Origin of the sequence: Symbioplanes lichenis (assembly GCF_030709675.1) — a bacterium.
In the GTDB taxonomy this organism is placed as follows: Bacteria; Actinomycetota; Actinomycetes; order Mycobacteriales; family Micromonosporaceae; genus Actinoplanes; species Actinoplanes lichenis.
The window spans coordinates 747,158-771,173 of record NZ_JAUZQD010000001.1 but is presented as its reverse complement, the minus strand read 5'-3'; the positions used below and the strand labels follow the sequence as shown (position 1 = coordinate 771,173).

23 protein-coding genes and 3 tRNA genes are annotated in these 24,016 nt (G+C 72.1%); 19 read left to right on the top strand and 7 right to left on the bottom strand.

Annotated features, from left to right (window positions below):
* Positions 1 to 23: 23 nt before the first annotated feature.
* From RAN62_RS03525 to RAN62_RS03515, 3 genes are read right to left on the bottom strand one after another with little or no spacing between them, the layout of a single operon-like run.
* On the bottom strand, positions 24 to 1,313 hold the full coding sequence (locus RAN62_RS03525) for a glucosidase family protein (RefSeq protein ID WP_305782948.1): 1,290 nt from the start codon (positions 1,311 to 1,313) through the stop codon (positions 24 to 26).
* Positions 1,314 to 1,342: 29 nt separating this feature from the next.
* A complete protein-coding gene (locus tag RAN62_RS03520) occupies positions 1,343 to 2,677 on the bottom strand; it encodes a M16 family metallopeptidase (protein WP_305782947.1) in 1,335 nt (444 codons plus the stop codon).
* Positions 2,674 to 3,984: a M16 family metallopeptidase gene (locus RAN62_RS03515; protein ID WP_305782946.1), complete on the bottom strand. Its 1,311-nt coding sequence runs from the start codon at positions 3,982 to 3,984 to the stop codon at positions 2,674 to 2,676. The genes RAN62_RS03520 and RAN62_RS03515 overlap by 4 nt, the downstream gene beginning before the upstream one ends.
* 72 nt (positions 3,985 to 4,056) lie before the next feature.
* Here RAN62_RS03515 and RAN62_RS03510 point away from each other — a divergent pair, with 72 nt between their 5' ends.
* The 6 genes from RAN62_RS03510 to RAN62_RS03485 are packed head-to-tail and all read left to right on the top strand — an operon-like array spanning position 4,057 to position 10,798.
* The gene (locus tag RAN62_RS03510) at positions 4,057 to 5,058 is read left to right on the top strand and encodes an AAA family ATPase (RefSeq protein WP_438874454.1); all 1,002 of its coding nucleotides are present in this window, start codon (positions 4,057 to 4,059) and stop codon (positions 5,056 to 5,058) included.
* Positions 5,055 to 5,987 carry a DUF58 domain-containing protein gene (locus tag RAN62_RS03505; RefSeq protein WP_305782945.1) on the top strand — a complete coding sequence of 311 codons (933 nt, stop codon included), beginning with the start codon at positions 5,055 to 5,057 and terminating at the stop codon, positions 5,985 to 5,987. The genes RAN62_RS03510 and RAN62_RS03505 overlap by 4 nt, the downstream gene beginning before the upstream one ends.
* On the top strand, positions 5,984 to 6,925 hold the full coding sequence (locus RAN62_RS03500; protein WP_305782944.1) for a VWA domain-containing protein: 942 nt from the start codon (positions 5,984 to 5,986) through the stop codon (positions 6,923 to 6,925). The genes RAN62_RS03505 and RAN62_RS03500 overlap by 4 nt, the downstream gene beginning before the upstream one ends.
* A gap of 14 nt (positions 6,926 to 6,939) precedes the next feature.
* Positions 6,940 to 7,617 (top strand): response regulator transcription factor, encoded by a 678-nt coding sequence (locus tag RAN62_RS03495; RefSeq protein WP_305782943.1) that lies wholly within the window; start codon positions 6,940 to 6,942, stop codon positions 7,615 to 7,617.
* Positions 7,614 to 8,783 carry a sensor histidine kinase gene (locus RAN62_RS03490; RefSeq protein WP_305782942.1) on the top strand — a complete coding sequence of 390 codons (1,170 nt, stop codon included), beginning with the start codon at positions 7,614 to 7,616 and terminating at the stop codon, positions 8,781 to 8,783. The genes RAN62_RS03495 and RAN62_RS03490 overlap by 4 nt, the downstream gene beginning before the upstream one ends.
* Positions 8,784 to 8,821: 38 nt before the next feature.
* Positions 8,822 to 10,798, top strand: coding sequence for an ATP-binding protein (locus RAN62_RS03485; protein ID WP_305782941.1), 1,977 nt, complete (start codon positions 8,822 to 8,824; stop codon positions 10,796 to 10,798).
* 3 nt (positions 10,799 to 10,801) lie between these two features.
* Here the strand turns inward: RAN62_RS03485 and RAN62_RS03480 are convergent, their stop codons facing one another.
* The gene (locus RAN62_RS03480) at positions 10,802 to 11,689 is read right to left on the bottom strand and encodes a LysR family transcriptional regulator (protein WP_305782940.1); all 888 of its coding nucleotides are present in this window, start codon (positions 11,687 to 11,689) and stop codon (positions 10,802 to 10,804) included.
* A gap of 66 nt (positions 11,690 to 11,755) precedes the next feature.
* Here RAN62_RS03480 and RAN62_RS03475 point away from each other — a divergent pair, with 66 nt between their 5' ends.
* Together RAN62_RS03475 and arfB are read left to right on the top strand one after the other, a co-directional pair.
* The gene (locus RAN62_RS03475; protein WP_305782939.1) at positions 11,756 to 12,613 is read left to right on the top strand and encodes an EamA family transporter; all 858 of its coding nucleotides are present in this window, start codon (positions 11,756 to 11,758) and stop codon (positions 12,611 to 12,613) included.
* Positions 12,614 to 12,649: 36 nt separating this feature from the next.
* A complete protein-coding gene (gene arfB / locus RAN62_RS03470) occupies positions 12,650 to 13,087 on the top strand; it encodes an alternative ribosome rescue aminoacyl-tRNA hydrolase ArfB (RefSeq protein WP_372338814.1) in 438 nt (145 codons plus the stop codon).
* On the opposite strand, the gene RAN62_RS03465 is transcribed toward arfB, so the two are convergent.
* Positions 13,084 to 14,037: a 3-methyladenine DNA glycosylase gene (locus tag RAN62_RS03465; protein WP_305782937.1), complete on the bottom strand. Its 954-nt coding sequence runs from the start codon at positions 14,035 to 14,037 to the stop codon at positions 13,084 to 13,086. The genes arfB and RAN62_RS03465 overlap by 4 nt on opposite strands.
* 141 nt (positions 14,038 to 14,178) lie before the next feature.
* Between RAN62_RS03465 and RAN62_RS03460 the strand changes: the two genes are divergently transcribed.
* Genes RAN62_RS03460 through RAN62_RS03445 form a run of 4 tightly spaced genes read left to right on the top strand, consistent with a single transcriptional unit; the run spans position 14,179 to position 17,050 of the window.
* A complete protein-coding gene (locus tag RAN62_RS03460) occupies positions 14,179 to 15,102 on the top strand; it encodes an ABC transporter ATP-binding protein (RefSeq protein ID WP_305782936.1) in 924 nt (307 codons plus the stop codon).
* Positions 15,099 to 15,947: an ABC transporter permease gene (locus RAN62_RS03455; RefSeq protein ID WP_305782935.1), complete on the top strand. Its 849-nt coding sequence runs from the start codon at positions 15,099 to 15,101 to the stop codon at positions 15,945 to 15,947. Before RAN62_RS03460 ends, RAN62_RS03455 begins: the two co-directional genes overlap by 4 nt.
* Positions 15,948 to 15,957: 10 nt before the next feature.
* Positions 15,958 to 16,206 (top strand): helix-turn-helix transcriptional regulator, encoded by a 249-nt coding sequence (locus RAN62_RS03450; protein WP_305782934.1) that lies wholly within the window; start codon positions 15,958 to 15,960, stop codon positions 16,204 to 16,206.
* Positions 16,207 to 16,246: 40 nt separating this feature from the next.
* Complete coding sequence (locus tag RAN62_RS03445; protein WP_305782933.1) at positions 16,247 to 17,050, top strand: fumarylacetoacetate hydrolase family protein; 804 nt, start codon at positions 16,247 to 16,249, stop codon at positions 17,048 to 17,050.
* 3 nt (positions 17,051 to 17,053) lie between these two features.
* Here the strand turns inward: RAN62_RS03445 and RAN62_RS03440 are convergent, their stop codons facing one another.
* Positions 17,054 to 17,812, bottom strand: a complete 759-nt coding sequence (locus RAN62_RS03440) for a TetR/AcrR family transcriptional regulator C-terminal domain-containing protein (RefSeq protein WP_305782932.1) — start codon at positions 17,810 to 17,812, stop codon at positions 17,054 to 17,056.
* Between the two features lie 55 nt (positions 17,813 to 17,867).
* On the opposite strand from RAN62_RS03440, the gene RAN62_RS03435 reads away from it, so the two are divergent.
* From RAN62_RS03435 to RAN62_RS03415, 5 genes are all read left to right on the top strand, one after another.
* Positions 17,868 to 18,671, top strand: a complete 804-nt coding sequence (locus RAN62_RS03435) for an NAD(P)H-binding protein (protein WP_305782931.1) — start codon at positions 17,868 to 17,870, stop codon at positions 18,669 to 18,671.
* 112 nt (positions 18,672 to 18,783) lie between these two features.
* Positions 18,784 to 18,855, top strand: a tRNA-Gln gene (locus RAN62_RS03430).
* A gap of 100 nt (positions 18,856 to 18,955) precedes the next feature.
* Positions 18,956 to 19,028, top strand: a tRNA-Glu gene (locus tag RAN62_RS03425).
* 526 nt (positions 19,029 to 19,554) lie between these two features.
* Positions 19,555 to 19,630, top strand: a tRNA-Glu gene (locus RAN62_RS03420).
* 362 nt (positions 19,631 to 19,992) lie between these two features.
* Positions 19,993 to 20,697, top strand: coding sequence for an N-acyl homoserine lactonase family protein (locus RAN62_RS03415; protein WP_305782930.1), 705 nt, complete (start codon positions 19,993 to 19,995; stop codon positions 20,695 to 20,697).
* A gap of 157 nt (positions 20,698 to 20,854) precedes the next feature.
* Here the strand turns inward: RAN62_RS03415 and RAN62_RS03410 are convergent, their stop codons facing one another.
* On the bottom strand, positions 20,855 to 21,541 hold the full coding sequence (locus tag RAN62_RS03410; protein WP_305782929.1) for an IclR family transcriptional regulator: 687 nt from the start codon (positions 21,539 to 21,541) through the stop codon (positions 20,855 to 20,857).
* Between the two features lie 49 nt (positions 21,542 to 21,590).
* On the opposite strand from RAN62_RS03410, the gene leuC reads away from it, so the two are divergent.
* Both leuC and leuD read left to right on the top strand, forming a co-directional pair.
* A complete protein-coding gene (gene leuC, locus RAN62_RS03405; protein WP_305782928.1) occupies positions 21,591 to 23,036 on the top strand; it encodes a 3-isopropylmalate dehydratase large subunit in 1,446 nt (481 codons plus the stop codon).
* Between the two features lie 11 nt (positions 23,037 to 23,047).
* Positions 23,048 to 23,635 (top strand): 3-isopropylmalate dehydratase small subunit, encoded by a 588-nt coding sequence (leuD, locus tag RAN62_RS03400; RefSeq protein WP_305782927.1) that lies wholly within the window; start codon positions 23,048 to 23,050, stop codon positions 23,633 to 23,635.
* Positions 23,636 to 24,016 lie beyond the last annotated feature (381 nt).

The following is a 24,016-nucleotide window of genomic DNA, read 5'->3' as shown; positions in this document are numbered from 1 at the left end:
GAGGATCCCGGCGCTACATCACATCATTCAAAGGGATTGAAGTGTTGCGCCGCCATGAGGAACCAGGCCGTGGTGCCGACGTGCTGCCGGGGGAAATGCCCGTACTCGAAGCCGGTGTCGAACGCGTTCGTGGCGGCGACCAGGCCCGACGCGGCGGGCAGCGGGCGGCCGCCGATGGTCTGCCCGGCGCCCAAGGTCTCCTGCGCCCGGGTCAGGGCGAAGAGCAGCCGCCGGGCGAGCTCCGAGTCGCCGCGCTCGAGCAGGGCCAGGGCGGTGTGTGCGGTGCCCTCCAGCCAGACCGCGCCGTCGACATGCGGGAGAGCGCTGGCGGGAGCCAATCCGGCCGGACGGCAGAAAGAACTGTAAGAAACGCCGGAAATGTCCGCGTCGGTGGTCCGCAGGCTCCGCGTCACCCAGTCCACGGCGCCGTCGAAGCGCGGGTCGCGGAGCGCCAGGACGGCCCACGACTGGGCGTCCTCGGGCACGTTCGCGGTGTTGACGACGTTCGGGTCCTCGTCCGGCAGCCCGCCCAGCGTCCCGGTCCAGAAGTGCCGGCCGCGCCGGTTCCACATCGCGCGCACGAAGGCGGCGGCGCGCTCGGCCCGGCGCTCCCACTCGCGGCCCTTGGTCAGCTTGGCGAGCAGCTCGAACAACGCGTACGCGTCGAGGTTGTGCTCGGTCGACGCCCAGCGCTGCGGCGTCTCCCCGTCGCTGCGCACCCCGCCGTGATAGCCGCCGTAGTGGTACGGCGACTCCTGCCGCCCGATCCACCGCCCGAGCGCCACCGCGCCGTCGAGGTACTTGCCGATCCGCGTGTCGATGTAGAGCTGGGCCAGCGCGATGCCCGCCCAGGCCGTGTCGCCGGTCGACGAGCCGCCGAAGCCGAACCCGTCGAGCGCGGCCGCCCGGCCGTCGGCCGCGTACGCCTGCCGGAGCCGCCCGTCGTCCTGGGCCAGGGCCCGCAGCAGCGCGTCGCCCACGAGCCGCACCCGCCGCACGTTGGCGATCGTCGGGCTGGCCAGCCAGGCCAGCATCGCCAGCGCGTTGTCGTAGACGAACGCCGTGGTCGACAGCTCGCTCTCGTCGTTGTAGCTCTGCAGCAGCCGGGGCTCCCCGCCCCGCTGGTAGGCGTCGTGCACCACGTCGAGGTAGTGGTAGGCGCGGGCGACCGGCTCGGCCAGCGCCGGATCCACGAGCTGCCGGGCGGCATAGGCGTTGGCCGGGGCGGACGGCGCCAGCAGAGGCGCCGCCGCCCGGGACCGCCGGATCGGAACGCGCCGGCCACTGAACGAGGCGGTCAGGTTGGTCGGCATGCGCGTCCCTCCTCAGTTAAGTTTGTTCGTTATAACAGCTCGCCCAGCTTCGCCGCGACCAGCTCGTCCCGGATCGCGGCGGCGTCGCCCTCGACCACGAGCGTGAGCGCCTCGGGGTGCAGGTGCTCGGCCGCGGCCGCGGAGACCTGCTCGACCGTGGTCTCCAGCAGCTGCCGGCGCAGCGTGGCGTAGTAGTCGTCCGGCAGGCCGTGGATGACCAGCGTGGCGAGCGCCCCGGCGATCGAGCCCGGGGTCTGCATGTCGACCGAGAGCGACCCCGCCCGCCAGGTCCGCGCGACCGCCAGCTCCTCCTCGGTCACCCCGTCCTGCTGCGTACGCGTGATCTCGCCCACCGTGTCGGTCAACGCCGGCGCGGTGACGGCCGTCTGCACCGACGAGCTGACCCCGAACCGGCCGAAGCGGCGGCTCATCGCGAAGTCGGCCCGGATCCCGTACGTGTAGCCCCGCACCTCGCGGATCAGGTGGTTGAGCCGCGACGTGAACGCCCCGCCCAGCACCGTCGCCGCGAGCGTGATCGGCACGTAGCCGGGGTGCGCGCGCTCCGGCGCCCGGTGCCCGAGCCGCAGCGTCGACTGCACCGAGCCGGGCCGGTCGACCAGGATCAGCCGGCGGGCCGGGGACAACGGCACGTCGAGCGGCCCCTCGACCGGAAGCGGCGCGCCGGAGGTGCCCGCGAACGCGGCCTCGCCGAGCTCCCGCAGGTCGAGCTTCTCCAGGTCGCCGGCGACGAGCAGCACGCCCGGCCGCTTGAGGTAGGCCTCGTGGAAGGCGGTCACGTCCTCGACGGTCACCGCCGCCATCGACTCCGGGTCGCCGTGCAGCGGGCGGCCGTAGCGCTCGCCCGGCTCGAAGAGGCTGACCCGCAGCGCGGCGTCGGCCTGCGGCCCGGGCTGGGCCCAGTCCATGCGCAGCGCGGTCGCCTCGTCGTCGCGCACCCGCTCGACGTCGGCCGGGTCCAGCCGCGGGGTCCGGGTCGCCTCGGCGAGCAGGGCGACGGCCCGGGGGAGCAGCCCGACGGGCACGGACACCCCGGTGCGGAACGCCTCCCAGTCGACGGACGTGCTCAGCTCGGCGCCGAGACCCTCCAGGGCCAGCGCGTACGCCGCGGAGTCGCGCGTGGCCGTCCCCTCCTCCAGGGACTTGGCGAGGACCGCGGCCGTGCCCTCGCGGCCGATCGTCTCGTAGGCGGCGCCCGCGTCGAGCAGCAGCGTCGCCGTGGCGAGCAGCTGGCCGGGCATGTGCGCGGCGACCACCTCACCACCGGCGACCGAGAGCCGCTGGATGCCGGGGAACGTGTAGGGCCGGGCGTCTCCCGGATCCGGCCGCGTGGCAACGAGCGTCACTTGTCGTCCCCTTCCGGGAGGTAGGTCAAGGTCACCCGGGACTCCGGGTTCAGAGTGCGGGCGGCGTCGGCGATGTCGTCGGCCGTGACGGCGAGCCACTGCGGGAGCCGGTACGCGGCCGCGCCCGGGTCGCCGAACTGGGTCGCGTACCGGCTGAGGGTGTCGGCCCGACCGGCCACCGTGGACACCTGCCGCCACCACGAGGTGGTCAGCAGCGCCTTGGCCCGGTCGAGCTCCGCCGCGGTGACCGGCTCGGTGGCCATGCTGTCCAGCACCTCGGCCACCCCGGCGGTCAGCGTGCCGATGTCCACGCCGTCCTTGGCGGTCGCCGTCACGATCAGCGGCGCCGGCGCGTGGGCGAGATCCACCCCGTACGAGCCGATGTAGTCCGGCTGCGCGATCCGGGCGCCGTCGGCCAGCCGCTGGTAGAGGCGGCTGCCCCGGCCGCTGCCGAGCACCGTGGCGAGCACGGTCATGGCGTCGTAGCCGGCCGTGCCGAACGGGTGCGTGCGGTGCGACAGATAGACGCGCGGCGCCGGGACGTTGCCGACGACCGTCTCCTGCACCGGGGCGGTCGCCGGACCGCTCAGGTGCCCGTGCGGCGCGGCCGTCACCGGTACGGCCTCGATCGCCCCGAAGTACTTCTCGGCGAGCGCGAACACCTCCGCCGCCGTCACGTCCCCGGCCACGGTCAGCACCGCGTTGTTCGGCGCGTAGTACTGCGCGTGGAACGCCTGGAACGTCTCCAGGCTCGCGGCGTTCAGGTCCTCCATCGACCCGATCGTCGCGTGGTGGTAGGGGTGCCCCGGCGGGTAGAGCAGCGGCAGCAGGCGCAGCCACGCGTCGCCGTAGGGCACGTTGTCGTAGCGCTGGCGCCGCTCGTTCTTGACGACCTCGCGCTGGTTGTCCAGCGTCTCCTGGGTCAGCGCCGGCACCAGCCCGCCCATCCGGTCCGCCTCGAGCCACAGGGCCAGCTCCAGGTGCTCGGCCGGCAGCGTCTCGAAGTAGTTGGTGCGGTCCGGGTTGGTGGTGGCGTTGAGATTGCCGCCCGCACCCTGGACATAGCGCATGTGCTCGGTCTTGGCGACGTGCGCGGAACCCTCGAACATCAGGTGTTCGAAGAGGTGCGCGAAACCCGTCTGGCCGGCCGGCTCGTGCCGGCTGCCGACGTCGTACCACAGATTGACGCCCACCACGGGCGCGGTGTGGTCCTCACTGACGACGACGCGCAACCCGTTGTCCAGGCGCGCGGTTTCGATGGGCCACGGATAGCCGGTCTCGGCGACCGGCGCGGGCTGAGCAGTCACGCAACCTCCCTTGTCAGCTCCCAGTATCGCGTGGGGCCGCGTTTCGGCTCACTTTCGGTGCGGATTGCTGTCATGCAGGACATGACGGAAGCTGACACCCGGCTGCTCGAACAGGCCCTCTTCGAGGTGAAGAAGGTCGTCGTCGGGCAGGACCGGCTCATCGAACGCCTGCTCACCGCGCTGCTGGCCGACGGGCACATCCTGCTCGAGGGCGTGCCCGGGGTGGCCAAGACCCTGGCCGCCGAGACGCTGGCCACGGCCGTCGGCGGAGCCTTCCACCGCATCCAGTTCACGCCCGACCTGGTGCCGTCGGACATCCTGGGCACCCGGATCTACCGGGCCGGCAAGGAGACCTTCGACGTCGAGCTCGGCCCGGTGATGGCCAACCTCGTGCTGGCCGACGAGATCAACCGGGCGCCGGCCAAGGTGCAGAGCGCGCTGCTGGAGGTCATGGCCGAGGGGCACGTGTCGATCGGCGGGCGGACCTATCCCGTACCGAAGCCGTTCCTGGTCCTGGCGACGCAGAACCCGATCGAGAGCGAGGGCGTCTACCAGCTGCCCGAGGCGCAGCGCGACCGCTTCCTGATGCGGGTCGTCGTCGGCTATCCGAGCGACCAGGACGAGCTGGGCATCCTCTACCGGATGGGCGGCGTGCGCCCGGTGGCCGAGCGGGTCCTCGATCCGGATTCGGTACTGGCCCTGCAGGCCCGGGCCCGCGCGGTGTTCGTGCACCACGCGCTGGCCGAGTACGTGGTCCGGCTCGTGCTGGCCACGCGCGACCCGGCGCGGTTCGGCCTGCCGGAGATCAAGGACCAGCTGGCGTACGGGGCCGGCCCGCGCGCCACGCTCGGCCTGGTGGCCGCCGGCCGGGCGCTGGCCCTGCTGCGCGGCCGCGAGTACGTGCTCCCCGGCGACATCCTCGACATCGCCCCGGACGTCCTGGCGCACCGGCTGGTCCTGTCCTTCGACGCCGTGGCCGACGGGATCGCGCCGGAGTCGATCGTCCAGCGCGTCCTCGAAGCCGTGCCGCCGCCCGTGATCGCCCCCGCGCAACCGCTGGGCGCCGCGGCATGACGCTGCTCACCGCGGAACAACGGCTGCGGCGGCTGGAGCTGACCGTGACACGGCGGCTCGACGGGCTGCTCCACGGCTCGTATCTCGGGCTGGTGCCGGGGCTGGGCAGCGAGCCCGCCGGCAGCCGCGAATATCGCCCCGGCGAGGACGAGGTGCGCCGCATGGACTGGTCCGTGACCGCGCGCACCACCGTGCCGCACGTGCGGACCGTCGACGCCGACCGTGAGCTGACCACGTGGGCGCTCGTCGACGGCACCGCGAGCATGGACTTCGGCACGGCGGAGTACGAGAAGCGGGAACTCGCGGTCGCGGCCGTCGCGGCGGTCGGCTTCCTGTCCGCCGGTACGGGCAACCGGCTCGGCGCGCATGTCGTGTCCGGCACGGGTGTCCGGCGATATCCGGCGCGCGGGGGGCGTACCCCTCTGCTCGGGCTGTTGAGCACCCTGCTGGCCGCACCTCGCGGCGTCCCCGCGACGGACGCCGTGTCGCTCGCCACCGCGCTGGACGGTCTGCACCGCGCGGTGCCTCGCCGGGGTCTGGTCGTGGTCGTGTCGGACTTCCTCGACGGGCTCGACGACGACGGCCTCGGCCCGGGCGCGCCCGCCTGGGAGCAGCCGTTGCGCCGGCTGGCCGCCCGGCATCAGGTGCTCGCCGTGCGGGTGATCGATCCGCGCGAGCAGGAGCTGCCGGACGTGGGCATGCTCACGATCGTCGACCCGGAGACCGGCACCCTGCGCGAGGTGGCCACGGCCAGCCGCAAACTCCGCGAGCGCTATGCCGCCGCGGCCGCTCAGCAACAGGCGTCCATCACCGGCGCCATCCGCCGGGCCGGGGCCACGCATCTGCTCCTGCGCACCGATCGTGACTGGGTCGCCGACATCGTCCGCCACGTCCACGCCCAACGCTTTTTCCGACGGAGGAAACCGTGACCTGGCTTTCGCCCGAAAGGCTCTGGCTGCTGCTCGCGGTGGCCGGTCTGGCGGCGGCTTACGTCGTGGCCCAGCGCCGCCGCAGCCGGTACGCCGTCCGCTTCACCAATCTCAAACTGCTCGACCGCGTCGCACCCCAGCGCCCCGCGTGGCGGCGCCACGTGCCCGCCGGCCTGTTCCTGGCCATGCTCGGGCTGCTCGTGGTCGGCTTCGCCCGGCCGCAGGCGGAGGTGCGGGTGCCCCGCGAGCAGGCGACCGTGCTGGTCGCCGTGGACGTCTCCCGCTCGATGCTGGCCGACGACGTGGCTCCCGACCGGCTCACCGCGGCGAAACAGGCGGCCCGCACGTTCGTCGCCGACCTCCCGTCGCAGTTCAACGTCGGCGTTGTCGGCTTCGCCGGGTCCGCGTCGGTGTTCGTGCCGCCGACCACCGACCGGGACACCGTGGCCGCCGGCATCGACCGGCTCGCCGAAGGGGTTGCCGGAGAAGCAGGAACGGCGATCGGGGATGCCATCGGTGCGTCGCTGGGTTCCCTCGCGGACGAGGTTCCGGCGCGAGTGGTGGTGCTCTCCGACGGCGCGAACACCTCGGGGCAGGATCCGGCGCAGGCTGCCGCGGCCGCCGCGCAGCGGGGAGTGCCGGTCGACAGCATCTCGTTCGGGACGGCCGGCGGCACGATCGGCGGGGACGGTCCCGGGGCGGGGCAGGCGGTTCCGGTGGACGGCGCCACCTTGCAGTCCGTCGCCTCGGCCACGGGCGGGAGCTATTTCACCGCTTCCGATGCCGACGAGCTGCGGTCCGCGTATTCGGACATCGGCAGCCTGATCGGCTACGAGACCGAGGTGCAGGACGTCTCGGCCCACTTCATCGGCATCGGGCTCGTGCTCGCCGTCCTGGCCGCGCTGGCGTCGTTGTTCTGGTTCGCCCGGTTGCCCTGATGGAAGATCGGGGCATGCGGTTGCTGGTGGTGGAGGACGAGGAAGACCTCGCGGAGGGCCTGCGCGTCGGCCTGTCGCGCAACGGATACGCCGTGGACGTGGCGACCGGAGTGGCGCAGGCTCACGACCGGCTGACCGTCAACGAGTACGACCTGATGCTCCTCGACGTCAACCTGCCCGACGGCGACGGCTTCGAGCTGTGCCGGGCGTTGCGGACAGGCGCGCTCGTGACGCCGGGGGAGGCGGACGTCCGCGTGCTCATGCTCACCGCCCGCGGCGCCCTCGACGACCGGGTCCGCGGGCTGGACGAGGGCGCCGACGACTATCTGGTCAAGCCGTTCGCGCTCGCCGAGCTGCTGGCGCGCATCCGGGCCCTGCTGCGCCGCGACACCAACGGCGGCACCGCCCGGCTGGTCGTCGGCGACCTGGAGCTCGACACGGCCCGGCACACGGTGACCCTGGCCGGCGCGCGGCTGGCGCTGACGCCCAAGGAGTTCGGCGTCCTTGAATACCTGATGACCCGGCCCGATCACGTGGTCGCCAGCGAGGAGCTGCTCGAGCACGTGTGGGACGCCAACGCCGACCCCTTCACCCAGACCGTACGCGTGACCGTCGGCACGTTGCGCCGCAAGCTCGGCGAGGGCTGGATCGAGACCGTGGTCGGCCGCGGATATCGGCTGACCGGATCATGAAGAACTCCATCCGCGTCCGGCTCACCGTGCTGTACTCGACGCTGCTGTTCGCGCTCGCCACCGCCGCGCTCGCGATCACGTACTTCTCGGTGGCCGCCGCCACGGACCCGCAGCCGGTCACCGAGCTGCAGGCCACCGTCAAGAAGTACGGCGTGAAGGTCGACACCATCACGGTCGCCGACGTCAACCAGATCGAGGCGGCGGTCAACTACCAGGCGCTGCAGACCCTGCGCACCTACTCGCTCCTCGCCCTCGGCGGCCTCTTCGTCGCCAGCCTCGGCATCGGCTGGGTCCTCTCCGGCCGCGCCCTGCGGCCGGTCGGCGCCATCACCCGCACCACCCGCGAGATCCAGGCCACCGACCTGTCCCGCCGCATCCACCTCCAGGGCCCCCGCGACGAGCTGCGCGACCTCGCCGACACCATCGACTCGATGCTCGACCGCCTCGACCGTGCCTTCCAGGGCCAGCGCCAGCTGATCGACGACGCGTCCCACGAGCTGCGCAGCCCGCTGGCCATCATCCGTACGCACCTCGACGCCACCCTGACCGCGCCCGAGGCCACCGACGAGGAACGCGCCCGCGCCGTCGCCGTCGTCGACCGCGCCACCACCCGCATGTCCCGCCTCGTCGAGGACCTGCTCGCCACCGCCCGCCGCGACGCCGGCGCACTCACGGACACCGACGTCGACCTCTCCGTCCTGGCGGCCGAGGCGGGCGAGGACGCGGCGCCCTTCCGCTTCACGTACGCCCTCGGCGCCGGCCTCCACCTCATCGGCGACGCCGACGCCCTCCGCCGCGCCGTCGGCAACCTGTTGTCGAACGCCGTCCGCCTCGCCCCGCCCGCCTCCACCGTCACCATCGCCACCGGCCGCACCGCCGCCTGGCTCTGGGTCGCCGTCGCCGACGAAGGCCCCGGCATCGCCCCCGCCGACCTCCCCCACGTCTTCGACCGCTTCTGGCGCGGCTCCCCGACCCTCCCCGGCGGCGAACGCCGCACCGGCCTGGGCCTCGCCATCGTCCGCCAGATCGTCGAGTCCCACGGCGGCCAGGTCGCCGCCTTCTCCACCGAGGGTGAGGGCAGCACCTTCGTCCTCTGGCTCCCCGCCGCCGACCGCGCCGACGACACCCCGCCCCCGGCCACGAACCCCTTGTCTCCTGACCTCTAGCGGCATGCTCGGATGGACGCGAGGCAAGGGAGATCACCGTGCATCTCAGCGCGTCACTGTCCGGCCGTCTGCGCAACACCGTCCTGCCCCGGAGCCATGGGCTCCTGCCGCTGTTCGAGGCGGTGGTGAACGCGATCCAATCGCTCGACGCCGCCTCCGGCGATGCCGGCTCCGGTCTGGTCACTGTCGAGATCGGCCGGGCTCACCAGATGATCCGGTCGTTCACCGTCACGGACGACGGGGCAGGCTTCCACGAGGAGAACGCGGAATCCTTCGCGACGCTCGACACCGAGTACAAGGCCGGGCAGGGCTGCCGTGGTGTCGGCCGGCTGTTGTGGCTCAAGGCCTTCGACGACGTGGAGATCTCGAGCGTCTTCCGGACCCGCGACGGGCGGTGCATGGAACGCTTCTTCACCTTCTCGGCCGAGCACGGCGTCTCCGGTGGCGATGCGGCCGACATCGGCTCGGGCCGCACCGGCGCGGTCGTGACGCTGCGCGGCTTCCGCAAGCTCTACCGCGAAGCTTCTCCGAAGACGGCTGAGGCCATCGCCAGGAGCCTGCTCGAGCACTGCCTCTGGTACTTCGTCCGGCCGGGCGGCTGTCCGCCGATCGTCGTGATCGACGGCCCGGAGCGGATCGGCCTCACCGAGCTCTTCCATGACTTCCTGGTGGCTCCGGCCGAGGCCGAGTCCCTGGACGTCCGCGGCAGGCGCTTCGAGGTCGTGCATCTGCGCACCGCGCCGAGGGGCGGCGGCGAGCCGCGACTGCTCTGGTGCGCGGCCGGCCGGGTGGTCACCCTGGAACGTCTGGCGGGAAAGATCCCGGGACTGTACGGCCCGCTCGATGCGGGCTTCGGCTACTCCTGTTACGTGACCGCACCCTTCCTCGACGGCAATGTCAGGTCCGAGCGGACGGGTTTCGATGTCCCCGAGACCGTCCGGGAGACGCTCTTCGACGACGAACTGACCATGTCCGAAATTCGGGCAGCGATCCTGACAGCCGCCGAGCGACATCTGGGCGGCCTGCTCGACGAGGCGAAACGAGCCGCCCGCGCCCGGGTGGAGGACTTCGTGCGCCACCGAGCTCCCCGCTACCGCCCGATCCTGCGGCACATCGATCTCGACCAGCTCGGTGTCGGTCCAAGAACGTCCGAGCAGGATCTGGAGTCGCTGCTGCACCGGCAGCTGTGGGAGCTCGAGTCGGACCTGCTGGCGCGGGGCCGGCAGGCGCTCGACGTGGACGTCTTCGACGACTCGCACGAGAATCGGCGGCGGCTGGCCGACTATCTGGCGAAGATCGACGACATCAAGAAGTCGGATCTCGCCGCGTACGTCTTTCGGCGCCGGGTGGTCCTGGACGTGCTGGCGAAGGCGATCCAGGCGGACCGGGCCGGGAAGTACGTCCGGGAGGACGTGATCCACAACCTGATCATGCCGATGCGGACGACCTCCGACGACGTCTCCCCGGATGTCTGCAACCTGTGGATCCTGGACGAGCGTCTCGCCTTCCACGACTTCCTCGCTTCCGACAAACCGCTCGCCGGCTACTCGATCATCGACTCCGCCGGCCGCGAGCGGCCGGATCTGGTCGCCCTGCGGGTCTGGGATGCGCCGGTCCTGGTGTCCGAGGGGAAGCGGTTGCCGCTGGCGTCGCTGGCCGTCGTCGAGATCAAGCGGCCGATGCGGGCCGATGCGAAGCAGGACGACGGGCCTGCCCTCCAAGCGCTCGACTACCTCGAGAAGATCCGGCAAGGGAAGGTGCGGACCGCGCAGGGGCGGCCGATTCCGGCGTCCGACGACATTCCCGGATTCTGCTACGTGCTGTCGGACCTGACGCCCTCGGTCGTGCGGGAGTGCAAGCGGATGGGTCTCAAGCGAACCCAGGACGGCCTCGGCTTCTTCGGGCACAACGAGAACTATCAGGCCTACATCGAGGTGTTCTCGTTCGACCGGTTGCTCAACTCGGCGCACGAGCGGAACCGGGCCTTCTTCGACAAGCTCGGCCTGCCGGTCTGAAGGTCAGGTGACCTGGTCGCGGAGGGCCCGGCGGAAGGCGCGGATGGCCGGCTGGTCGGCGGAGCCGGTGCGGACGCCGGTGTAGAGGCGGCGGCGGGGGCGGCCGGGCAGGGGGTGGAGGTGGACCGCGCTGGGGTCGCGGCCGGTCCACAGGAGATCGGGGACGAAGGCGACCGCGTGGCCGGTCTCGACCAGGCGGATCTGCAGGAGGAGGTCGCCGGAGACGAAGCGGACGTCGGGTTCGAAGCCGGCGGTGCGGCAGACCTGGCGGGCCCAGTCGCCGGGCACGATGCCCGCGGGGTCGAAGACGAACGGGGCGTCGGCCAGGTCGGTCAGGGCCGGCCGGGACCACGGGCCGCTCGCCGGCACCACGCAGAGCATCTCGTCGCGGATCAGATCCTCCTCGTCGACGCCGGGCAGCCGGGGCTGGGCCAGGCCGGGATAGTCCTCGCCGAGCACCACGTCGAACTCGTGCGCCAGCAGCCCCGCGAAGGCCGGCCGCGCCTCGACCTGGGTGATCTCCACGCGCAGGCCGGCGTGGGCGGCGGCGAGGCCGGACAGGGCGCCGGGGACCAGGGCGAGCAGCACCGACTGGAAGGACGCGACCCGCAGGGTGCCCGTGACGTTCGTCATGGCGGCCGCCAGTTCGGCCTCCGCGAGCTCCATCCGGGCCAGGATCGCCTCGGCGTGGCGGACCAGGATCCGGGCCTGCGCGGTGAGCCGGACGCCTCGGCCGACGTGCTCGAGCAGAGTGGCGCCGGTCTCTGTCTCCAGCAGGCTGAGCTGCTGCGATATCGCCGAGGGGCTGTAGTTGAGGGCGCGCGCGACGGCCGCGAGGGTGCCGAGGCGGTCGAGCTCGCGGAGCAGGCGCAGGCGGTGAACGTCCAACATTTCTGACGATTATTCCTCAGAAAGGTTCGCTGGACTTCTCGATCCCGGCCGCTGGACGCTGGGCGCATGTCCACCGCCACTCTGGCCCGGCCGGGATCCGCCCGGCCCGCCGTCCTCATGATCCTCGGCTCCTGCGCGTCCCTGCAGGTCGGCGCGGCCCTCGCGGCGCGCCTGTTCCCGGTCACGGGCAGCGCCGGGGCGACGCTTCTGCGACTCGGACTCGCGGCCGGTGTGATGGTGGCGGTCGCCCGTCCGGCCGTACGGGCGTGGCGCAGCCATCAGTGGCGGGCAGTGCTGCTGCTGGGTCTCACCCTCGCGGGCATGAACGGGTTCTTCTACGCGGCGATCGCGCGGATCCCGCTCGGGCCGGCCGTGGCCATCGAGTTCCTCGGGCCGCTGACCCTCGCGGCGGTCCTGTCGCGCCGCGTCCGGGACATCGCCTGGGTGCTGCTCGCCATGGCGGGCGTGGCCCTGCTCGGCTTCGCCGACGGCGCCGGGGCGCTGGACCCGCTCGGCGTCTTCTTCGTCCTCGTGGCCGCGGCTTTCTGGGCGTTCTACATCCTGGCGAGTGCCCGGGCGGGAGCCGCCATCCAGGGGCAGGGCGGGCTGGCGATCGCCATGGCTGTCGGCGCGGTGGTGCTGCTGCCGGTCGGGGTCACCGGCGCGGAGAAGGCGCTGACGTCGCCGACGGTCCTGCTGCTGGCGCTGGCGACCGGGGTGCTGGCGTCCGTCATCCCGTACTCGCTGGAGCTTTCCGCCCTGCGCCGGTTGCCCCAGCGGGTCTTCGGTGTCCTGCTCAGCCTGGAGCCGGTGGTCGCGGCCGTCGCGGGATGGGCGCTGCTCGGTCAGCCCGCGACCTGGGTGACCGCCGTCGCCGTCGGCGTGGTGGTCGCCGCGAGCGTGGGATCCACCGCGTTCGCTTGATCACATACTGCGTGGCGGGAGCGGGCCGGTGATGCGATGCTGTGGCGCGTGGCCGACGACGTGCAGGTGAACGAGCGGCTCGTCATCCCCGCGGCCGAGCTGTCCTGGCGGTTCTCGCGCGCGAGCGGGCCGGGCGGGCAGGGTGTGAACACGACCGATTCCCGGGTCGAGCTCTCCTGGGACCTGGGCGGCTCCGACCTCCTGCCGCCTTCGCTCAAGGAGCGCGCGGCCGAGCGGCTCGCGCATCGGCTGGTGCACGGCGTGCTGACCGTGGTGGCGTCCGAGCATAGGTCCCAGCTGCGCAACCGGGAGGCCGCCGCGGCCCGGCTGGCCGGCCTGGTGGCGGGGGCGATCGCACCCCCGCCGAGGGTGCGCCGGGCCACCCGGCCGTCGCGCGGATCGGTCGAGCGGCGCATCGCCGACAAGAAGCGCCGCAGCCAGACCAAGCGCAACCGGCGCCCGGACGATTACTAGACGTTGTGCGGGGCCACGGCCTCACGGTTCTCGGCGGCGAGCGCGGGGCCCAGCAGCTCCTCGCAGACCCGGATGAGCCGGGCGCGCAACGCGGCGGCCCGCCGGGCGAACTCGCGCTGCCGGGCCACGTACTCCTGCTTGCCCTCGGGGGTTTCGATCTTGACCGCGGGCTGGTCGTACGAGCTCAAATCGTAGGGGCTCGCCTGCATGTCCAGCAGCCGGATGTCGCCGGCCAGCGCGAAGCAGTCGAGGGCCAGCGCGCCCGGCACCGCGGGACCGAGCTTGCTCGCCCACTTGTGACAGTCCATCGCGGCGTGCAGGCAGCCGGGCTGATCGAGGTCGACCTGGGTGGCCCGGGTCGGCTGCAGCCGGTTGAGCCCGACGGCCTCGGGCGTGAAGAACCGGAACGCGTCGAAGTGGGTGCACCGGATCGGGTGCGTCTCCACGACCTTGTTCGTCCCCTCCTGGCCCAGGCGCAGCGGAAGCTGGTGGCGGTGCTCCGGCTGGCGGTAGACCATGGCCCACTCGTGCAGCCCGAAGCAGCCCGAGAAGGCGGGCCGGGACGCCGTCGCGGTGAGCAGGCCGTGGATGTAGCGGACGCTCTCCCCGCGGGCCTGCATGTAGGCCTCGACGTTCAACGTGACGACGCCGTCGGGCAGCGTCGTGTAGAACTTCCAGCCCGCGTGCTCGGCCGGACCGTCGGGCGTGGGACCGAGACCCGCGCCGACGCCGGGATGCCAGCGGCGCAGCTGGGCCGGGCGGGTGCCGTAGTAGTCGTACAGAAAATCCTCTATGGCGTGCTTCTCGCCGGCCGCCTTGCGTGCCCGGTGCCCGGCCGTCATCCCGTCGGCCCGCTCGGCATGGGCGAGCGCCAGCGGGACCCAGCTCACACTCGGCAGCACGGTGGTCAGCGCGTGTGCCGCGCCCGGTGCCCCCTCGCCGATCCCCATCGCTCCAGCGTATCCAGGTCGGCCACTTCTATCGAGCGCTGATCGCCCCGGGTGTGAGGAACGCCCGGATGAGGGGTCGGCCGATATCTGACATGCTGAGGAATGTAGTAGTTCTACTACATCCTTGATAAGGTGCTGGACATGAACGCATCGACGGGGGTGCTCGACGTCCGCGACCTGCGGATGCGCTACGGCAGCGTCGACGTGCTGCGCGGCGTCACTTTCGCCGCCCGGCGCGGCGAGGTGGTGGTCCTGCTCGGGCCCAACGGCGCCGGCAAGACGACGACCATCGAGATTCTCGAGGGCTTCCGGGTGCGGTCGGCGGGGGAGGTGTCCGTGCTCGGCGCCGACCCCGCGCAGGCCGGTGAGGCGTGGCGGGCCCGGCTCGGCGTCGTGCTGCAGTCCTGGCGCGACCACGGCAAGTGGCGGGTGCGGGAGCTGCTGCAGCACCTCGGCTCCTACTACGCGGCCTATGCCACGCCGCTCGTCCGGCGGCCGTGGCCGGTCGACGACCTCGTCGCGGCCGTGGGGCTGACCGGCCAGGCGCAGCGCCGGGTCGCGCAGCTCTCGGGCGGGCAGCGCCGCCGCCTCGACGTGGCCATCGGCATCGTGGGCCGGCCCGAGCTGCTCTTCCTCGACGAGCCGACGGTCGGCTTCGACCCGGCCGCGCGCCGTGAGTTCCACGACCTGGTGCACCGGCTGTCCGATGTGGACGAGACGACGATCCTGCTGACCACGCACGATCTCGACGAGGCGGAGAAGCTCGCCGACCGCATCCTCATCCTGGCCGGCGGCCGGATCATCGCCGACGGCTCGGCGGACCAGCTCTCCCGCCGGGTCGCCGCCGAGTCCGAGATCCGCTGGAGCCGCGACGGCTCGCGCTATGTGCACGCGGCGGCCGACGCGACCACGTTCGTCCGGGAGCTGTTCGAGCAGCACGGCGCGGCGATCACCGATCTCGAGGTGCGCCGGTCCAGCCTCGAGGACACCTACATGACCCTGGTCCGCGAGTCCGAGGCCGGTCGCGCGAGTGCCGCGGCGGCCGCTTTCGAGGGGGCGCTGTGACTTCCTTGCGTACGGTCGGCCGCGCCGGATTCGCCCGCGGCGTCATCGAGCTGCGGCAGTCCTTCACCACCGCCCAGGATCTGTGGGCCTATCTCTTCCCGGCGGTCGCCTTCGTCGTCACGATCTTCTTCATGCGCGACCACGAGCTGGCCGGCACCGGGGTCTCGCTCGGCGCCCGCACCCTGCCCAGCGTGCTCGGCATGGGGCTGGCCTTCGCCGGCGTGCAGACCATCGCCGCGCAGCTGGCGGTCGAGCGCGAGGACGGCACGCTGCTGCGGGCCAAGGCGACGCCCGACGGCATGTCCGGCTATCTGGTCGGCAAGATCGTGCTCGTCGGCGGGATGTCGTTGATCAGCATCCTGCTCCAGCTGGTGCCGAGCCTCTTCCTGGTCGACGGCGTGCGCCTCGACGCGGTCGGCTGGCTGACCCTGATCTGGCTGGTGCCGCTCGGCCTGGCCGCCACCCTGCCGCTCGGCGCGGTCGTCGGGTCCCTGGTCGACAACCCGCGCAACGTCGGCTTCATCACGCTGCCGCTCTTCGGGCTGGTCGCGATCTCCGGCATCTTCTACCCCATCACGGCGATCCCCGGCTGGCTGCAAGCCGTGGCGCAGGGCTTTCCGGTCTACTGGCTAGGGTTGGGCATGCGGTCCGCGTTTCTGCCGGACTCCTTGACCGTGGTCGAGCTGGGTCACTCGTGGCGGCTCGGGGAGACCGCGGGAGTGCTGGGCCTGTGGGCTGTCGCCGGCCTGGCGCTGGCGCCGGCGGTCCTGCGCCGGATGGCCCGCCGCGAGTCCGGCTCCGCGGTGGCCCGCCGCCGGGAGCGGGCCCTGCAGCGGGTCACGTGAGAAGGGGCACATGGGTTCCGAGGTCACCTACAACCGCATCGCGATGCTCCGCGCCGAGCGGGGCGTCTCACGGCGGCAGCTCGCGGAGGCCGTGGGCGTGCACTACCAGACGGTGGGCTACATCGAGCGCGGCGAGTTCAGCCCGTCGCTGCACCTGGCCCTGCGGATCAGCGGCTACTTCGAGGTGCCCGTCGAGGTCGTCTTCGCGCTGGAGCCCTTCCCCCGGCTCGGCACCGATCCGGCCGCCCGCAGCGCGTAGCCTCGGACGTGAATCACAGCTTCGAGGATGGGGTTGACCCGTGCGTTTCGCTCGTTTTGTTCATGCCGGTGGCGTGTCCTTCGGCGTCGTCGAGGGGGAGGCGCAGTCCGGCGCCGGCGGCCTGACGATCGCCGAGATCGACAGCATCCCGTTCCAGAACGTCCGCTTCACCGGCAACCGCTGGGCCCTCGCGGACGTCCGGCTCCTCGCCCCGATCTTCTCCAGCAAGGTCATCGGGGTCGGCCGCAACTACGCCGACCACGCCGCCGAGCTGGGCAACGAGGTGCCCAAGGAGCCGCTGCTCTTCATCAAGCCCTCGACCTCGGTGATCGGCCCCAACGACGCCATCCGCATCCCGGCCGTCACCAGCCAGGTCGAGCACGAGGCCGAGCTGGCCGTCGTCATCGGCCCGAGCGGCGCCCGCCGGGTCGACCGCGCCGGCGCCGAGAAGGCCATCTTCGGCTACACCGTGGGCAACGACGTGACCGCCCGCGACCTGCAGCGCACCGACTCGCAATGGACCCGGGCCAAGGGCTTCGACTCGTTCTGCCCGCTGGGCCCGTGGATCGAGACCGAGCTCGACGTGAGCGACCTCGAGGTGCGGTGCGAGGTGGGCCGCAACCCCGACGAGATGGAGGTCCGCCAGCTCGGCCGGACCAAGGACATGGTCTTCGACGTCCCGACCCTGGTGTCCTACGTGTCGCACGTCATGACGCTGCTGCCCGGCGACGTGATCCTCACCGGCACGCCGGCCGGGGTGAGCCAGATCGTGTCCGGCGAGACGGTGTCCGTGTCGGTGCAGGGGATCGGCGAGCTGCGAAACCCGGTCGTCTCGCTCGACTGATTCTCATCCGGCGGCCATGCCGTCCAGAATTTTTTGCAGGCCGTAGTCGAACGCGACTGCGGCCTGCTCCTCTGTGCCCCCGCCGTAGCCGTCCGCCTCCCAGACGCGGGTCATCGTCGGATGCTGCTCGACGTCGAACCAGTTCTCCCAGAAGCTCGTCCGCTCCTGCCACCAGGCGTCCGTGGACTTGCCCGTCGCCTGGCGCAGCAGCACGCTCTCGCCCACTTGCCGGGCCCCCGCCGTGACGAACGTGGTGAACGCCACCGCCGCCGGGTTCACCTGCTCCAGCGGCAGCCCCGCGTCGGCCATGGCGGCCAGCACGAATTCGCGTTCCCGGAACGTGCCCGGCCCGAGCGGCGGCCGGGCGGCCGAGACCTGACTCAGCCACGGGTGCAGCCGGTAGATCTCCCGGGTGCGGTGGGCGTAGTCGACGAGCCGCCGGCGCCACTCCGCCGGGCCGCCGCCGATCGTGGCGAGATGCCGCTGTTCCAGTGCCTCGTCGACCATCAGATCGACCAGGGCCGCGCGCGACGGGACGTACGTGTAGAGCGTCATCGTCGCCACCCCCAGCCGCTCGCCCACGCGGGCCATCGAGGCCGCCTCGAGCCCGTCGGCGTCGGCGATCGCCATCGCGGCGGCGATCACGTCGTCGAGGCCGAGCCGGGGCTTGCGGCCGGTGCGCGCGGGCGCCGGGGGAGCGGTGCGGCGCCAGAGGAGGGACAGCAACCGGTCGAGGTCGGGGGCTTCACTCGGCTCGCTCATCTCGTATACCCTACGAGAACTGTTTCCGTATGGCCTACGAGAACGGGGCGGCGCGATGAAGATCCTGGTGACGGGCGCGACCGGCAATGTGGGGCGGCTGGTCGTGGACGAGTTGCTGGCCCTGGGCGCGACGGACGTACGGGCGCTGACCGCCAAGCCCGGAGCGGCCCGCCTGCCAGCCCCGGTCGAGGTCTTCCGCGGCTGGATCGGCCGCCCCGAGACCGTCGCCCCGGCCCTGCGTGACGTCGACCACCTCTACCTGGCGCCCCACCTCCCCACCAACGCCGAGGTCTGCCGCCTGGCCGCCGCCGCCGGAGTCCGCCGCATCGTCGACCTGGCCGGCGCCAAGGACGGCGAGTGGCGCCCGATCGAGGAGGGCGTCGAGGCCACCGGCGTGCCCTACGTGCACCTCGAACCGGGCGAGTTCATGCCCAACGCGCTCATGTGGGCGGCCCAGCTCCGCGCGGGCGACGTCGTCCGCGACGGCTACGGCGAGTCCCGCAGCGCCCTCATCGCCCTCGAGGACATCGCGGCGGTGGCGGCCCGCTGCCTGGTCGAGGAGGGTCACGAAGGCCGGTCGTACGAGCTGACGGGCCCCGCCACCCTGACCCGCCGCGAGCGGGTGGCGCAGCTCGGGGTGGCCCTCGGCCGGGAGCTGCACTACGTCGACCTGCCGCGCGAGACCTTCATCGCGGAGCTCACGCCGGCGATGGGCGAATACGCCGCCTGGTACGTGGACGGCCTCGAAGCCCTCGTCGACCATCCGCAGCCCGTGTCGCCGGCCGTTGCGGAGGTGACCGGACGGGCGGGGACGACGTTCCTGGAGTGGGCCCGGGCGAACATGGCGGCCTTCCGCTGACCCCTTCTTCGTGTCCCCGCAGCGCCGGGTCCGGGGGCCCGATTTGGCGCCCACTGGAGGCTCGGGTAGAGTTCGTTCTCGGCACGGAACACCGCAAGGTGGGAAGCGCCGATGGGGTATGGGGTAATTGGCAGCCCGACTGATTCTGGTTCAGTTAGTCTAGGTTCGAGTCCTGGTACCCCAGCGCTGAGGTCTCACGAGGCCGGCGGCGCTGGAGCTCTGAAAAACGAGTGGCAGCGCTGCTGGATCGGTAAGACCATGGCAGGAGCAACACGGCAAGGCCTGGTCCCGTCGTCTAGCGGCCTAGGACGCCGCCCTCTCAAGGCGGTAGCGAGGGTTCGAATCCCTTCGGGACTACAGAGCAGTGACAACAGCTCGCCTCACTCGAGGCGGGCTGTTCTCGTTGTTGCCCCCGTCCGCGGTCGCGGCTGGAGCTGCGGCTCCGATCCCGCCTCCCTGCCGACGCTGACGCCGCCCTCGTTCTCGCCCCGCGCCGCGCCGACGCCGCCCTCGTTCTCGCCCCGCGCCGCGCCGACGCCCTTGGCCACTCTCCTCGTCTCGTGGTCGCCCGCCGCGCCTGCCGGCCCCGCGATGCCCGCGCCTCGCCCCTGGCCCCGGCGCGCTTCTGCCACACTTCCAGCCCCAGCGCTCCGGCTCCGCCCCGCGCCCGCCACGCTCCGCCCCCGGTCCCGCCGCACCTCTGGTCCCGTGACGTCCTGCCGCAACCGCCGCGCTTCCGCATTGATCGGGCCGGCCGGTGCTCGTCCGGGTGGTTGATGTGGGGCGGCCCACCCTGGCTGGCGGGCGCGATGGGGCAGACGATAGAGTTCCACTCCGTTGCTCCGCGATGCAGGTCGTCGCGGCGGCGACGAAAGTCCGGCCCGGTCCCGTCGTCTAGCGGCCTAGGACGCCGCCCTCTCAAGGCGGTAGCGAGGGTTCGAATCCCTTCGGGACTACCACCGCCGAGCCCGTGTCACGCGACACGGGCTCGCTGCGTTCCGGGCCTCCGCCTCTCGCGCCAGGTGTCGGTGAAGCTCATCGCGTCCTCCTCGGCCGGTGCCAGGGCTCTGCGTTCGCGGCTTCTGCGCCTCATTCGCCCGTCTCGGCCGCGGCCTTTCGGGCTTCTGCGCGCCTGGCCCCGCGTTCGACGCCCGGCCTTTCGAGCTTCCGTGCTTCACCCACGCGTCCCGGGCCCCGGCTTTTCGGGCTCCCGGGCGTCGGAGCCGCAGCAGGTCTCGTGGCTTCGGTGCAAGGTTCTCTGCGGTGGGCAGATCCGCGCCGGGCGTAACGCGGGCGGGGCGGCGGGACCGAAGATGGAGGGATGACGGATCTCTCGGTGCGACGGGTCGACTTCGGATACTTCGTGCGGCCGGCGGCGGAGACGGGCACGGGTGCGCCCCGGGTGGAGCCCTGTCTCGGCTACCTTGTCGCGCATCCGGACGGGCTGCTGCTGATGGACACGGGCATGGCGAGCAACGCGGACGTGGACGCGCACTACCGGCCCACGCGGATCGGGTTGCACGAGGCGTTGCGGGCGGCGGGCGCGCGACCGGACGAGGTGCGGTGGGTGGTGAATTGTCACCTGCACTTCGATCACAGCGGGGGCAATCCGTTGCTGCCGGGGCGGCCGATCTTCACGCAGCGGGTGGAGCTGGCGACGGCCCGGCGCTCCGATCAGTATCTGCTCGACTGCGTGGACGCGCCCGGCGTCACCTACACCGAGCTCGACGGCGAGACGGAGATCTTGCCGGGCGTCCTCGTCGTGCCCACTCCCGGCCACACCGCCGGCCACCAGTCGCTCGTGGTGCGGCGCAAGGACGGCACGGTCGTCGTCGCCGGGCAGAGCCATGACCACGCGACCGCGTTCGCCGGGGACGTGCTCGCCCACCGGGCCGCCGGGGAGGGCGCCGGGCCGCCGTTGCCGGTCGCCCCGGAGTGGATCGCGCGCCTGCTCGACCTCGATCCGGCCCGAGTGGTGTTCGCGCACGACAATTCGGTCTGGGAGCCCCGCGACGCCGCCTGGTGAAGGAGCGACGCCGTCCGGTCAAAGAGCGGCGCCGCTTGGTGAAAGAGCGACGCCGCCTGGTGAAAGAGCGACGCCGTCGCGTCAAAGAGCAAAGCCGCCTCACACAAGAGCGGCGCCGCCTGGAAGGGCGACGCCGCCTGGTGAGAAGGGAGCCGGATCAGAGGCCGCTCAGCCGCTGCCCCGCCCGCACCACAGCCATCGCGTGCCGCTCGCCGGGACGACGACCCAGCCGTTCGATCGGACCGCTTATCGAGATGGAGGCGATGACCCGGCCCGTCCGGTCGCGGATGGGGGCCGAGACGCTGGCCACACCCGGCTCGCGCTCGGCGACGCTCTGGGCCCAGCCGCGCCGGCGGACCTCGGCGAGCGTGCGGCCCGTGAACTTGCACCGGGGGAGCAGCGGCATCACGGCCTCGGGCGGCTCCCAGGCCAGCAGGATCTGGGCCGCGGAGCCGGCGACCATCGGGAGGACCGAGCCGACCGGCACGGTGTCGCGCAGGCCGCTCGCCCGCTCGGCCGCGGCCACGCAGATGCGCTCGTCGGCCCGCCGCAGGTAGAGCTGTGCGCTCTCGCCCGTCGCGTCCCGCAATGCGGTCAGCAGCGGCTCGGCCGCGGTCAGCAGAACGTCCGGGGCGGCGTTGGCGAGCTCGCCCAGCCGCGGGCCCGGGCGCCAGCGGCCCTGGGTGTCGCGGACCAGCATCCGGTGGATCTCCAGGGCCTGGGCCAGGCGATGTGCGGTGGCCCGCGGCAGCTTGGTCCGGTCGACTAATTCGGCCAGGCTGGCGCCGTCGACACAGGCCGCGAGGATGACCACCGCCTTGTCGAGAACGCCGACACCGCTCATACTGTGTCCCACAAGCCGAAACATACCTCCCAGAATTTAGGATGTCCAGATGGTGGGAGTCACTCCGAAGCCGAGGACCTTGGCCGAGAAGGTCTGGGACGACCATGTCGTGCGAAGCGCCGAGGGTGAGCCTGATCTGCTCTTCATCGACCTGCACCTGCTGCACGAGGTGACCAGCCCGCAGGCCTTCGACGGCCTGCGCATGGCGAACCGACCGGTCCGGCGCACCGACCTGACGCTCGCGACCGAGGATCACAACACCCCGACCGGGTACGCGGATCCGGCCTTCAACACCCGCCGCGGCGACCTGCTGACGATCGCCGACACGACCTCGCGCACCCAGATCGAGACGCTCCGCAAGAACTGCGCCGAGTTCGGCGTGCAGATCCGCTCGCTCGGCCACGTCGACCAGGGGATCGTGCACATCATCGGCCCGCAGCTGGGGCTCACCCAGCCCGGCATGACTATCGTGTGCGGCGACTCGCACACCGCGACCCACGGCGCGTTCGGCGCGCTGGCGTTCGGCATCGGCACCAGTGAGGTCGAGCACGTGCTCGCGACCCAGACGCTGCCGCAGGCGAAGCCGAAGACCATGGCCGTGACCGTGACCGGCGAGCTGCGCCCCGGCGTCACCGCGAAGGATCTGATCCTTGCGCTCATCACCCAGGTCGGCACCGGCGGCGGCAACGGCCACATCGTGGAGTACCGCGGGGAAGCCATCCGCAAGCTGTCGATGGCGGGCCGGATGACCATCTGCAACATGTCGATCGAGTGGGGCGCCAAGGCCGGCATGATCGCGCCCGACGAGACCACCTTCGAGTACCTGAAGGGCCGCGAGCACGCGCCGCAGGGCGAGGAGTGGGACGCCGCCGTCGCGTACTGGAAGTCGCTGGCGACCGACGAGGACGCGGAGTTCGACACCGAGGTCATCCTCGACGCCGCCACGATCAGCCCGTTCGTCACCTGGGGCACCAACCCGGGCCAGGGCGCCCCGCTGGACAGCGCCGTGCCGGACCCGGAGGAGTTCGTCGACGAGACCGAGCGCAACGCCGCCCGCCGCGCCCTGGAATACATGGACCTGCGGGCCGGCACGCCCCTCAAGGACGTCGCGGTCGACGTCGTCTTCGTCGGATCCTGTACGAACGGCCGCATCGAGGACCTGCGCGCCGCCGCCGACGTGATCCGGGGCCACCGGGTGCACGAGGGCGTGCGGATGATGATCGTCCCGGGGTCGTACCAGGTGCGTGAGGCCGCCGAGCAGGAGGGCCTCGACAAGATCTTCACCGACGCCGGGGCCGAGTGGCGCTTCGCCGGCTGCTCGATGTGCCTGGGCATGAACCCGGACACGCTCAGCCCCGGCCAGCGCGCCGCCTCCACGTCCAACCGCAACTTCGAGGGCCGGCAGGGCAAGGGCGGGCGCACCCACCTGGTCTCGCCGGAGGTCGCCGCCGCCACCGCCGTGGCGGGCAAGCTGGCCGCCCCCGCCGACCTGTAAAGGACCTGACGATGGACAAGTTCACCACCCACAGCGGCAAGGTCATGCCGCTGCGCCGCTCCGATGTGGACACGGACCAGATCATCCCGGCGGTCTACCTGAAGCGGGTCACCCGCACCGGCTTCGAGGACGGGCTGTTCAGCGCCTGGCGCGAGGACCCGTCGTTCGTGCTGCACAACCCCGCCCACGCGGGCGCCACGATCCTCGTGGCCGGCCCCAACTTCGGTACGGGCTCCTCCCGCCAGCACGCCGTCTGGGCCCTGCGCGACTGGGGCTTCAAGGTCGTCATCGCCGCCCGCTTCGGCGACATCTTCCGGGGCAACGCCCTCAAGGAGGGGCTGCTGCCCGTCCAGCTCGACCAGAAGGCCGTCGAGGCGCTCTGGGACCTGGGCGACAGTGAGCCGGAGAAGGAGGTGACCGTCGACCTCGGCGCCCGTGAGGTGCGCGTGGACGAGGCGCACTGGTCCTTCCCGATCGACGACTTCAGCCGCTGGCGCCTCATGGAGGGTCTCGACGACATCGGACTGACCCTGCGCCACGCCGACGCCATCGCCGCCTACGAGCAGGGCCGCCCGTCCTTCAAGCCCGTCACGGTCTGAGCCGGGAGCCGGGAGTCTGAATCCGGAGCCGGGCGCCGGGAGCTGGGTGCCGAACGGCGGGAGCCGGAAGGCGGGACACGGCAGCGGAAGCCGGAAAACGCTACGGGGAGCCGGATCGCGCCCCCGGCACCCCCGGAAGGGCCTGCCAGGCACCGGATCCGGCCCTCGCGACCCCGGAAAACCTGCCCGCGCCGGGGGTTCCGCGACCCGGAGGCCCCCGATCCGTTGCGCGGAAGGGCCATCGGGAGGCGGAAATCACTCACCGCCCGCCCGGCTCGCCGCTCCGGCCGGAAAGGCGCGAAAACCCAAGCCCCGCACCGAATTTCGCCCTCGCCGGGTCACCGGTGAGGGCGAATTCCGTTGCGACACAACGAATTTTTT